This window comes from Streptomyces sp. CB01580 (assembly GCF_001905795.1).
Lineage (GTDB): Bacteria > Actinomycetota > Actinomycetes > Streptomycetales > Streptomycetaceae > Streptomyces.
On sequence record NZ_LIXJ01000007.1, the window covers coordinates 184388 to 196774 of the forward strand.

General features: G+C 70.9%; 9 protein-coding genes. 6 read left to right on the forward strand and 3 right to left on the reverse strand.

Going from position 1 to position 12387, the window contains the following annotated elements; translation table 11 throughout:
- The first annotated feature begins 2 nt into the window (after nt 1-2).
- The 6 genes from AMK22_RS13615 (at nt 3) to AMK22_RS13640 (ending at nt 10474) form a co-directional block, all read left to right on the forward strand.
- On the forward strand, nt 3-422 hold the full coding sequence (locus AMK22_RS13615; protein WP_073784767.1) for an ATP-binding protein: 420 nt from the start codon (nt 3-5) through the stop codon (nt 420-422).
- Nucleotides 423-567: 145 nt separating this feature from the next.
- Nucleotides 568-1437, forward strand: coding sequence for an MBL fold metallo-hydrolase (locus AMK22_RS13620; protein ID WP_073784769.1), 870 nt, complete (start codon nt 568-570; stop codon nt 1435-1437).
- 282 nt (nt 1438-1719) lie between these two features.
- Nucleotides 1720-5664 (forward strand): endo-alpha-N-acetylgalactosaminidase family protein, encoded by a 3945-nt coding sequence (locus AMK22_RS13625; RefSeq protein ID WP_073784771.1) that lies wholly within the window; start codon nt 1720-1722, stop codon nt 5662-5664.
- A 103-nt stretch (nt 5665-5767) separates the two neighbouring features.
- Nucleotides 5768-8146, forward strand: a complete 2379-nt coding sequence (locus tag AMK22_RS13630) for a polysaccharide lyase 8 family protein (RefSeq protein ID WP_073784773.1) — start codon at nt 5768-5770, stop codon at nt 8144-8146.
- A 450-nt stretch (nt 8147-8596) separates the two neighbouring features.
- Nucleotides 8597-10180, forward strand: coding sequence for an acyl-CoA carboxylase subunit beta (locus AMK22_RS13635; RefSeq protein ID WP_073784774.1), 1584 nt, complete (start codon nt 8597-8599; stop codon nt 10178-10180).
- 90 nt (nt 10181-10270) lie between these two features.
- Nucleotides 10271-10474, forward strand: a complete 204-nt coding sequence (locus AMK22_RS13640; RefSeq protein WP_073784776.1) for an acyl-CoA carboxylase subunit epsilon — start codon at nt 10271-10273, stop codon at nt 10472-10474.
- 180 nt (nt 10475-10654) lie between these two features.
- On the opposite strand, the gene AMK22_RS13645 is transcribed toward AMK22_RS13640, so the two are convergent.
- From AMK22_RS13645 to AMK22_RS13655, 3 genes are all read right to left on the reverse strand, one after another.
- Nucleotides 10655-11236 (reverse strand): GTP-binding protein, encoded by a 582-nt coding sequence (locus tag AMK22_RS13645; protein WP_014048542.1) that lies wholly within the window; start codon nt 11234-11236, stop codon nt 10655-10657.
- Nucleotides 11217-11858, reverse strand: a complete 642-nt coding sequence (locus tag AMK22_RS13650) for a DUF742 domain-containing protein (protein ID WP_073784778.1) — start codon at nt 11856-11858, stop codon at nt 11217-11219. Before AMK22_RS13650 ends, AMK22_RS13645 begins: the two co-directional genes overlap by 20 nt.
- A 112-nt stretch (nt 11859-11970) precedes the next feature.
- On the reverse strand, nt 11971-12384 hold the full coding sequence (locus tag AMK22_RS13655; protein ID WP_009997645.1) for a roadblock/LC7 domain-containing protein: 414 nt from the start codon (nt 12382-12384) through the stop codon (nt 11971-11973).
- Between the last annotated feature and the right edge of the window lie 3 nt (nt 12385-12387).

Genomic DNA, 12387 nt, shown 5'->3' on the forward strand with positions numbered 1-12387 from the left:
GTGTGAATGAGGTAAATCAACTCCCGTACTCCTGCACGTCGTTCCACAGTCGTGAGCGGCGATCCGTGCCGCTCGTACGGCGGTTCGTACGCAAGGCGCTCGTCGACTGGGCGTGCGAGTCCCGTGCCGACGACGTGTTGCTCTGCGTGAGCGAACTCGTCACCAACGCCCTGCTGCACGGCGTCCCACCCGGGCGGGGGTACCAGGTGAGCATGCAGCTGGAACCGACGGACGACATCCTGCGCGTCAAGGTCCACGACAGCGGCGACGGGAAGGTCGGTCCGGCCGATGCGGCCCCGGAGCCCGACGCGGAAGGCGGGCGGGGGCTGCTGCTGGTGGCGGCGCTCGCGGACAAGTGGGGCGTGGGGGAGCGGAACCCCGGCAAGGTGGTGTGGTGCGAGTTCGCGGTGCGCGGCCGGTGATTCCCTCCGGTTGGCCCGCTCCGAGAGGGGCACAGAACCGGAAATACCAGAGTGGCGGGTCCTACCGGTTTCGGTCGTGCGTCGGTTATTTCTGGGACAGCGGCCCTCGACGGGTCGTTCCCGTGGAAGTGGAAGGAACCCGGCCGTGGACGACTGGTACGTGGACGATCGCTGCACCAACTGCGACGTCGCCCGGCAATTCGCGCCCGACCTGATCGTCGAGGAGGACAGGACATCGCGGATCCTGCGGCAACCGGACGACGAGGCGGAGGCGCGGCGCTTACATGCCGCCGCCTTCGCCTGTCACACCCGCTCGATCCGTCCCGCGTCGGGGCGGATCGACCCGGCACTCGACCCGTTCCCGATGGCGCTGGACGACGGCGTACTGGTCTGCGGGCACAACTCCCGGCGCACCGCCGGCGCGAACTCCTACCTCCTCCTTCGGCCCTCGGGCACGGTCATGATGGTCGACACCCCGCGCTGGAGCCCCGGACTCGCCGAGCGGTACGCGGCATCGGGCCCCGTCACCGACGTGCTGCTCACCCATCGCGACCACGTCGCGCACGGGCGGCGCTACGCCGATCACTTCGGTGCCCGGCTGTGGATCCACGAAGGCGACCTCGACGCGGTACCGGACGCGGACCAGGTGATCCGGGGGCTCGACCCCGTCGAGATCGGTGAGGGCGTCACCGCCCATCCGCTGCCCGGCCACACCCGGGGCAGTGTGCTCTACCTCGCGGACGACCGGTACTGCTTCAGCGGTGACAGCTTCTACTGGTCGCGCACGACCGGTGATCTCGAAGTCGCGGAGAGCGTGACCTGGTACTCCATCGAGGTACTGGCTGCCTCCCTGGCCCGGACGGCCGGGCATCTGCGGTTCGAGTGGGTGCTGCCGGGGCACGGCGACCGGTGCCGGCTGGACGCCGACGAGATGTCCCGGCGGCTGTGCGCGTTGGCGGAACGCACGGGGTCGTTGCGGCCCCGGCCGATCGACTTCACCGCCCTCCGCTGGTGAGCAGGGCTTGTCGGCGGCCGATCGAGGAGGTGGTGGGCGTGGTGTTGCCGTCTGCCCGGTCGTGCCACCCGCCATCCACGTAAAGCGGTTGTGGACTGGAGCACGGGGGCGCCCCGCCCCGTGCCGATGGCGCCGTTCGCGTGGCGGACGGTCCGGCATCGTGCCCCCGGGTACTGGTCACGTTCCGTCACTTGGACTTACGTATCGCGGTTGTTGGACTGGAGCACGCGGAGTCGTCGCAGGTCATTGACGGTGTCCGGGCGCGGGGACTACGCAGTGCACATGTCGCGAAGATTCACTTCGGCGGGCGCTACAGCCGCCGCCTCAGCCGCAGTACTGGCGTTGGTGGGAACCGCTCTCCCCGCCACGGCCTTCGCCGCCCCCTCACCCGTCGCGGCCTTCGCCGCCGACTCACCTGCCGCGGCCGAGACGGCGGACGTACCGGCGGACGCCGCCGTCATCGCCTCCGCGCAGCTGTCCGTCGCCGTCGCCGACGACTTCCCGCGCGTCCTGGCGTACACCGACAGGTCCAGCGGGGCCCGGCTGCTCGGCAGCACCCGGCCGGTCACGTCCGTCACGCTCGACGGCACCCCGCACCCCGTACGGCTCAAGAGCTCGCCCCGTGTCACCGGTACGACCGCGCGCTACACGCTGACCTTCCCCGACCTGCCCGGCGTCGAGATCGACGCCTCGCTCTCCGTCTCCGGACGTGCCACCACCTTCAGGATCACGGCCGTCCGCGACACCGGCGCGCACCGCGTCGGGACCATCGAGATACCCGGCCACGACCTGGTCTCCGTCGGCTCCGCCGACACCGGCGCGGCCACCGCCTTCACCCGGCTCGACACCGACTCCACCCGGACCGCCGACGTCTTCGCCCCGGTCACCGCCGACACCGCCCCGGACGCGGCGCCCGTCGGGGCCTCGTACGCGATCGTCAACACCGGCTCGCTCGCCGCCGCCGTCGAGTCCAACTCCTCGTACGACAAGCCCTCCGGGGCCACCGGCGGTGACGACGCCCGGTTCTGGCACCAGGCCCGCAAGGACGGGGACGGGGACGGGGAAGGCGGCAGGATCCGGGTCGGCGTCTGGTCCGGTCAGTGGACCTACCGGGGCGAGGGCGCGCCGAAGCCGGAGAGCGGCGACGACCTGCCCTGGGCGAAGGTCGTCGTCACGCCCGACGCCAACGGCGACCGCAGGGTCGACTGGCAGGACGGTGCCATCGCGTTCCGGACCATCGGCATCACCGCGCCCGGCAGCGAGGACACCCCGGACCGGGTCATCACCCACATCCCGTTCAACTTCGCCAGCCAGGCCACCCACCCCTTCCTGCGCACGCTCGACGACGTCAAGCGGATCTCGCTCGCGACCGACGGGCTCGGGCAGTTGGCGGTGCTCAAGGGGTACGCCTCGGAGGGGCACGACTCCGCCCACCCCGACTACGGCGGCGACTACAACGAGCGCGCCGGGGGCCTGAAGGACCTCAACTCCCTTCTGAGGAAGGGAAAGAAGTGGGGTGCGACCTTCGGCGTCCACGTCAACGCCACGGAGGCGTACCCGGAGGCCAGGGAGTTCGACGAGCAGCTCGTCGACAAGAACAGGCCCGGCTGGAACTGGCTGGGCCAGAGCTACTACATCGACCAGCGCCGCGACCTCAACAGCGGTGACCTGGCCCGGCGCTTCCAGCAGCTGCGCGACGAGACCGACCGCAACCTGGGCTTCCTCTACATCGACGTCTACTACACGCACGGCTGGATCGCGGACAAGACCCTCCAGATCCTGCGGAAGCAGGGGTGGAACGTCGGCAGCGAGTGGTCCGACAAGTTCGAGCGCGGCACCCTCTGGTCGCACTGGGCCAACGACCTCGACTACGGCGGCGCCACCAACAAGGGCCTCAACTCGAAGATCATCCGCTTCATACGCAACGGCGAGCGGGACACCTGGAACAACGATCCGGTCCTCGGGCAGACCGCCATCGCCGAGTTCGAGGGCTGGACCGGCGAGACCGACTGGAACGCCTTCTACGCCAACGTCTGGCAGCGCGACCTGCCCGCCAAGTTCCTCCAGCAGCAGAGGATCACGCGCTGGGAGGGGAACGACATCACCTTCACGGGCGGCCTTCGCGGCACGGTCGAGGACGGTCGGCGCACCTTCTACGACCACGGGCGCAAGGTCCTCAGCGGCACCGACTACCTGCTGCCCTGGGACGGTGGGAAGAAGCTGTACCACTACAACAAGGCCGGTGGAACGACCAGTTGGGCCGTGCCGTCCGACGGCCCGTACACCGTCTACAAGCTCACCGTCAACGGCCGGGTCGAGGCCGGCACGGTCAGGGCCGTCGACGGGAGAATCACGCTGACCGCCGAGGCCGGACAGCCGTACGTCCTCCACCCGGGCCGTGCGCCGAAGGCCGCCGACCCTCGCTGGGGCGAGGACACCCCGGTCCGCGACCCCGGCTTCAACGACGCCCGGCTCGATTCCTGGACGCGTACCGGGGCCGTCGCACGCGACACCGACGGCCAGGGACGCAACAGCGCCCGGTTCGGCGGGAGCTCACCGGCGGCGATCCAGCAGCGCATCGACGGGCTCACGCCCGGCAGGCGCTACACCGCCTCCGCGCTCATCGAGGTCGAGCCGGGGAAGACCCGCCGCACGACTCTCTCGGTGGACGACGACACCAAGGGGAGGACCGGCCGCAAGGCCGTATCCGTCGAACGCTCCACGGTGAAGGACCAGGTCGCCGCCTCCGACTGGCACGGCACGTACGTCCAGCGCGCCAAGGTGAACTTCACCGCCCCGGCGAACGGGCGCACCACGCTGCGCGTCGAGGCGGCCGGCGGAGCAGCGGCGCGCGTCCGCGTCGACGACGTGCGCATCGTCGCCAACGCCCCGGCGACCAGGAAGAACACCGTCGTGTACGAGGATTTCGAGGACGTCGACCAGGGCTGGGGCCCCTTCCTCAAGGGTGACGCGGGCGGCTCCACCGACCCCCGCACCGTCCTCTCCCGGCTGCACGCCCCGTACACCCGGTCGGGCTGGAACGGGAAGCTCGTCGACGACGTGATCGGCGGCGGAGAATCCCTCAAGTCCCACGAGGAGAACTCCGGGCTCGTCTACCGCACCGCGCCGTGGACCGTGCCGATGACCGACGGCCACCGCTACCGGGTCGAGTACGACTACCAGTCCAGTCACGCCGGGGCGTACGAGTGGGTCGACGGCTACGACCGGATCGCCGCCGACGGCACACCACGTTCCGTCGAGACCCGTGCCACCCCCATCGGGCAGCAGCGCGTCACCGGCCATTTCACCGAGACCGTCACCGCGGGCTGCGGCGACACCTGGACCGGGCTGCGCAAGCGTGGCGACGCCCCCGACGGCGCCGACTTCGTCCTCGACGCGTTCACCGTCACCGACCTCGGGCCGGCCCCCGCCGACGGACTCGCCGCCTGCGGCACGCTCGCCGTCGACCCGGGCGCCGAGACCCTGGAGCCGGGCACCGCCCACACCGTCCGGGCGGCCTTCACCAACCACGAGACAACCGCGGCGAACGGTGTGGCGCTGAGCCTGACCGTCCCCGAGGGGTGGACGGCCGAGCCCGCCGGAGCCGTCGTCTTCGACACGGTGGCCCCGGGCGCCGAGGTCACCGGAAGCTGGCACGTCACCCCGCCGGTCGATGCGAAGTACCAGACGTACCAGCTGAGTTCGGGGGCCTCCTACACGGTCGGCGGCGCCCGGCGCGCGCTCGGCGCGCAGACCTCCGTACGGACCCTGCCGCCCCCGCCTGCCACCGACAGCTGGGCGAGCGACCTCGACTGGGTTTTTGCCGAGAACGGCTGGGGGCCGGTCGAACGCGACCGTTCCAACGGCGAACAGGGCGGCGGCGACGGCACACCGCTCACCATCGGCGGCACCGTCTACACCAAGGGCCTCGGCACCCACGCCCCGGCGCGGGTCCGCTACTACCTGGGCGGCAACTGCGCCTCCTTCACGGCGGAGGTGGGCGTGGACGACATCCAGACCACGCGCGGCAGCGTGCGGTTCACCGTCGCCGCCGACGGCAAGGAGACGGCCGCATCACCGCTGCTGAAGGCCGCCGACGGCCCCTGGCGGCTGACCGCCGATCTCACCGGCGCCCGGTACGTCGACCTGATCGTCGACGACGGCGGCGACGGCAACGGGAACGACCACGCCGACTGGGGCGACGCCCGCTTCCACTGCGGAAGTTGAGCTTCCTCCCGAGACCCGGGGCGGGTGCGCCGCCCGGCGGACACCCGCCCCGTCCCCACCCCCACACATACAGACCCCGACCCCGCGAAGAACGGAGCCGCACATGCCCACACCGCCCGAATGGTCACGCCGCACCCTGCTCACCCTCTCGGCGGGCGCCGCCCTGGCCGTCGCCGTCCCCGGCACGGCCGCGGCAGCGAGCACGTCCGCCTCCGCGACGGCGGCGACCGGCATCGGCGCCATGGGCGCCGACGAGTTCGACGAGCTGCGTGGACGGTGGACCGTCATCACGCTCGGCACCGGCTTCGACGCGACCGCCGAACCCTACGCGTCCCGCCTCACCGCCCTCGGCACCCGGGCGCGGACGTTCCGGTCGACGATGGACCCGCAGTCCGGCTCGCTGTGGCCCGACGCCCCCTACGACCCTCCGGCCGGCATCACCCAGGCGTACAGCAGGCTGTGGACGATGACCCAGGCGTACGCCCAGCCCGGTACCGGCTCCACCGGCGACGCCGCCCTCCTCGCCGACATCGTGCGGGGCTACGACCACCTCGCCGCGACCGCCTACCACGCCTCCGTCAAGCCGTACGGCAACTGGTGGGAATGGCAGATCGGCAGTCCGCGCCTCCTCATGGACATCACCGCCGTCCTGTACGAGCACCTGGGCACCGCCCGCGTCGAGGCCGCCTGCGCGGCCGTCGACCACTTCATTCCCGACTCCGTGCTCCGCGACTACAGCGGCACCTCCACCGGCGCCAACCGCGTCGACCTGTGCCGCTCCGTCGTCATGCGCGGCGTCCTCGGCCGGGCCCCGGCCAAGATCGAGCTGGCCCGCGACGCGCTCTCGCCCGTCTTCCCCTACGTCACCACGGGGGACGGCCTGTACACCGACGGGTCGTTCATCCAGCACACCACCATCGCCTACTCCGGCACCTACGGCCAGGTCATGCTCGACGGGCTCGGCCGCCTCTTCGCGCTGCTCGCCGGGTCCACCTGGGCCGTCACCGACCCGAACCGGCAGATCATCCTCGACAGCGTCGAGAGGGCCTACGCCCCGCTGATCTACAACGGCCTGGTCATGGACAGCGTCAACGGCCGGGCCATCAGCCGCGGCGTGCTCAAGAGCGACGACCTCAGGATCCTGCGCGGCGACCACTTCCACGGGCAGGGGATCATCGCCGGCATCGCGCTCCTCGCCCAGGGTGCTTCGGCGGAGGAACGCGACCGCTGGCACGGCATGATCAAGGGCTGGATCGCCCGCGACCGCACCAGCCCCGTCCTCGCCGCACCCCAGTACGGCATCGCGGACCTGTCCCGGCTGCACGCCGTCCAGGCCAGTGCCGTGCGCGCCGCGCCCGAGCGGATCGGCCACCACCTCTTCGCCGGCATGGACCGCGCCGTGCACCGCCGTCCGCACTGGGCCGCGGGTCTCTCCATGGCCTCCAAGCGGATCTCGTACTACGAGTGCGGCAACGGAGAGAACCCGCGCGGCTGGCACACCGGCGCGGGAATGCTCTACTGGTGGCCCGGCGACCGGCAGGGCGACCAGTACACCGACTGGTTCTGGCCGACCGTCGACCCGTACCGGCTGCCCGGCACGACCGTGTCCACCAAGCGGCTCGCCGACCGGGCGGGCGGCGAGTGGGGCGCGGCCAAGCCCTCGGCGGCCTGGGTCGGCGGCACCACCGACGGCGAGTTCGCGGCGGTCGGCCAGCATCTCAAGGGCCTCGGCTCGACGCTCCAGGCCTGCAAGTCGTGGTTCTGCCTCGATGACACGGTCGTCTGCCTCGGCGCCGGCATCACCAGCACGGACGCGACACCCGTCGAGACGGTCGTCGACAACCGCATGATCGGCGAGAACGGCACCGCCGCGTTCACCGCGGACCCCGGCTCCCGCTGGGCCCACCTGGACGGGCACGGCGGCTGGGTGTTCCCCGGCGGCGCCACCGGACTGCGCACCCTGCGCGAGGACCGCACCGGAGCCTGGTCCGACATCAACACCACCAGCTCCACCGAGCGCCGCACCCGCCGCTACCAGACCCTGTGGCTCGACCACGGCACCGACCCGGTCGACGCCGACTACGCGTACCTGCTGATGCCCGGCGCCTCCCGCCGCGCCGTCACCGCCCGCGCCGCCGACCGGCGGTGGCTGACCGTGCACACCAACACCGCCGCCGTTCAGGCCGTCTCCGTGCGCTCCCTGGGCGTCACCGCCGCCAACTTCTGGCAGCCGGGCGAGGCCGGGCCGCTCTCCGCCACCGCCCCGGCGAGCGTCCTCGTGCGCGAGCGCGGGCGCACCATGACCGTGTGCGTCAGCGGGCCCGACCGCAGCGGCGCCCCGGTGGACGTCGTCTGGGAGCGGCCGGTGCACCGGGTCGTCTCGACGGACCCGGGCATCGAGGTGCTCGCCACCGGGCGGCGCCTGGTGCTGAGGGTCCGGCCGGGGACGGACGGGCGCACTCTGCGCTGCGACGTCCGATAGCGACGCCGTGACGGGGGAGGCCCGCCGGACTCCATGAGCCGGCGGGCCCTTCCGGTCTTTCCGGCTTCCTGAGCCTCCCCGGCTTCCCCGGCCATTCCGGCTTCCTGAGCCTGCCCGGCCACCCGACGTGGCTTCCCGGAGCTTCCGGCCTCCCCGGCCGTCCCCCGGGGCCGACGGTCGTCCCGAGCTCCCCCGGCACCGCGGACCGCGGAACCTCCGAGGGGGCGTACCCTCGTGCGGAACGCCCGACCGGAGCACACTCCGAGGCTGACAGGAGTGTGTGGCAGACCACAGGCGCACTTTGTTGGAACCGCACAACTCCGGACCGTCGAAAGCTGGTACTTCGCCTGCATGGCGCCCTGGCACTGTCAGGCTCCGCCAGGAATCGGGTCGGGAGACTGTACGGAGTCGACGGCAGGATTTGCTTGCCGGGGTTCGTAGGGTCGGTGCATGACCGTTGTGGACGAAACTCCGGGCGAGCCGAGCGACACCCGCGGCCGGGTGGCCGAACTGCTGGCGATGCGTGAGCAGGCCCGTCGCGGACCGAGCGACCGGGCGACCGAGGCGCAGCACGCCAAGGGCAAGCTGACGGCGCGTGAGCGCATCGAACTGCTGGTCGACCCGGGGTCGTTCCGGGAGGTCGAGCAGCTGCGCCGGCACCGGGCGACCGGCTTCGGCCTGGAGCAGAAGAAGCCCCACACGGACGGCGTGATCACCGGATGGGGCACGGTCGACGGCCGTACGGTCTTCGTCTACGCGCACGACTTCCGGATCTTCGGCGGCGCCCTGGGCGAGGCCCATGCCACCAAGATCCACAAGATCATGGACATGGCGATCGCGGCGGGTGCCCCGCTGGTGTCGCTGAACGACGGCGCGGGCGCCCGTATCCAGGAGGGCGTCAGCGCGCTCGCCGGATACGGCGGGATCTTCCAGCGCAACACCAAGGCATCGGGCGTCATCCCGCAGATCAGCGTGATGCTCGGCCCGTGCGCGGGCGGCGCCGCCTACTCCCCGGCGCTCACGGACTTCGTGTTCATGGTGCGGGACACCTCGCAGATGTTCATCACCGGTCCGGACGTGGTGAAGGCGGTCACGGGCGAGGAGATCACCCAGAACGGCCTCGGCGGCGCGGACGTGCACGCCGAGACCTCGGGCGTGTGCCACTTCGCGTACGACGACGAGGAGACCTGCATCGCCGAGGTCCGGTACCTGCTCGGCCTGCTGCCCTCCAACAACCGGGAGAACCCGCCGGCCGTGGCCGGCGACGACCCGGCCGACCGGCGCGGCGACGTCCTGCTGGACCTGGTCCCCGCCGACGGCAACCGTCCGTACGACATGCACAAGGTCATCGAGGAGCTCGTCGACGACGGCGACTACCTGGAGATCCACGAGCGCTGGGCCCGCAACATCGTGTGCGCCCTCGCCCGCATGGACGGCCAGGTCGTCGGGATCGTGGCCAACCAGCCGCAGGTCCTGGCCGGTGTCCTGGACATCGAGGCCTCCGAGAAGGCGGCCCGTTTCGTCCAGATGTGTGATGCCTTCAACATCCCCATCATCACTCTTTTGGACGTACCCGGCTTTCTCCCGGGTGTGGACCAGGAGCACGGTGGAATCATTCGGCACGGCGCGAAGCTGCTCTACGCGTACTGCAACGCCACCGTGCCGAGGATCTCGCTGATCCTGCGCAAGGCGTACGGCGGTGCCTACATCGTGATGGACAGCCAGTCCATCGGTGCCGACCTGACGTACGCCTGGCCGACCAACGAGATCGCCGTGATGGGCGCGGAGGGCGCCGCCAACGTGATCTTCCGCCGACAGATCGCCGAGGCCTCGGACCCGGAGGCCATGCGGACACGCATGGTCAAGGAGTACAAGGCCGAACTGATGCACCCGTACTACGCGGCGGAGCGCGGCCTGGTCGACGACGTCATCGACCCCGCCGAGACCCGCGAGGTGCTGATCGCCTCGCTCGCCATGCTGCGCACCAAGCACGCCGACCTGCCGTCGCGCAAGCACGGCAACCCCCCGCAGTAGTCCGCGGCCGCCGTCGCGGGAACACCGCGAAGCCGCCGGGTCCGCGAAGACCTGCCGAGAAGACCTGTCGAGAAGACGGAGAGACCTCCCATGAGCACTGCCACAGCATCCGTGCTGCGCGTCGAGAAGGGCACCGCAGCCCCCGAGGAGCTGGCCGCGATAACCGCCGTCCTGCTCGCCCGCGCCGCCGCGCAGCCCGCCGCCACCCCCGCCCACCGAGGCCGCAGCACCGCCGGGTGGCGCCGTCTGGAGCGCACCCCGGGCTTCCGCGCCCCGCACTCCTGGCAGCACTGACGGACACCACGACGCGCTGATGCCCCGCACTCCCGGTCTTCCGGTGAGTGCGGGGCATCAGTACGTCGTACGGACTTCTCTTCCCGGGCCTCGCTCCTGGTGGCACCCGCCTCGTGCCCGGTGACACCCACGGGTGTCACCGGGCACGAGGGCGTGCCGGTCACGGAACTACGACACGGCCTAGCGCAGTCGTGCCATCAGCGCGTGCTCGACGAGGGTGATCAGCGCGCTCTTGGCGTCGGCGCGGTGCCGGGCATCCGTGGTCAGGATCGGGGTGTCGGGTCCGATCTGGAGTGCTTCGCGGACCTCGTCGGGGGTGTAGGGCTGGTGTCCGTCGAAGCCGTTGAGGGCGATGACGAAGGGAAGGCCGCTGTTCTCGAAGTAGTCGACGGCGGGGAAGCAGTCGGCGAGGCGGCGGGTGTCGACGAGGACGACGGCGCCGATGGCGCCGCGGACGAGGTCGTCCCACATGAACCAGAAGCGGTCCTGTCCGGGCGTACCGAAGAGGTACAGGATCAGGTCCTGGTCCAGCGTGATCCGGCCGAAGTCCATCGCCACCGTCGTGGTGGTCTTGTCCCCGGTGTGCGTCAGGTCGTCGATGCCCGCGGACGCCGAGGTCATCACGGCTTCGGTGCGCAGCGGGTTGATCTCCGAGACGGCACCGACGAACGTGGTCTTACCCACGCCGAAGCCCCCTGCCACCACGATCTTCGCCGAGGTAGTGGAGCGGGCTGCTCCGCCGCTAGAGCTTGCGAAGTCCACTGAGCACCCTTTCGAGCAGTGTCACATCTGGCTGGCCACCGGCGGACTCGTCGCCGCCGGGCTGATGGATAGCGACGAGTCCGGCCTCTGCCAGGTCGGCTACGAGGATCCGGGCAACGCCGAGGGGTATCGAGAGCAGTGCCGAAATCTCGGCGACCGACTTGATCTCGAAGCACAACCGGCAGATCCGCTGATGCTCGGGCAACTGCCCTTGCAGCCGCGACGGATCGGCCGTGGTACTGACCAACGCCTCAATCGCGAGTTGGTAGCGCGGTCGGGTCCGGCCGCCGGTCATGGCGTACGGACGGACGAGCGGATTGTGCGCGGCGGGGGCGGCCGGCTCGGGGACCTGCCGCGGCGGCACGGACTGGATACGGGGCGGCCGGGGCGGGGCGTCGCGGTACGGCCGCTGCGGGGGCCAGGCGGGCTCCTGCGGACCGCTCGACGGCTGCTGCGGGTGTTCTTCCGGCTGCTGCGGCCACCGATGGGGCCGGAACGGCCGGTACTGCTGCTGCGTGCCCTGTCCGCTGGGCGCGGAGGGGAAGTTGAAGGGATTGCTCCCGTGCTCACCCGGCACGTCCTGGCCGCCGTTGTACCGGTGCCCGTCTGGGGGTGTTGTCACGATTCCTCCTCCGCCTGCCGGTCCCGATCCCAGTGGGGCCGCGCCACCGCACCTTATGACCCGGTGGCGCGAAACGCACTGTCCGTTTATCAGTTAAGAAGACTTCCTTTTGTTAGTTGAGAAGACTTCCTTGCAGCTCGGCTCGGAGATCCGGCGTGAGGACGTTGCCCGCACGGTCCACGAGAAGGGCCATCTCGTAGCCGACCAGACCGATGTCGGCCTCCGGGTGCGCGAGCACGGCCAGCGAGGATCCGTCGGAGATGGACATGATGAAGAGGAAGCCGCGCTCCATCTCCACCACGGTCTGGTTCACGGCGCCGCCCTCGAAGATCCGGGAGGCACCTGCGGTCAGCGAGGTCAGACCGGAGGCGACGGCCGCGAGCTGATCGGCACGGTCGCGCGGAAATCCCTCGGACATGGCCAGCAGGAGTCCGTCGGCGGAGACCACCACCGTGTGCGACACCCCGGGGGTGTTGTCCACGAAGTTGGTGATCAACCAGTTCAGATTCTGCGCCGCCTGGCTCATCGG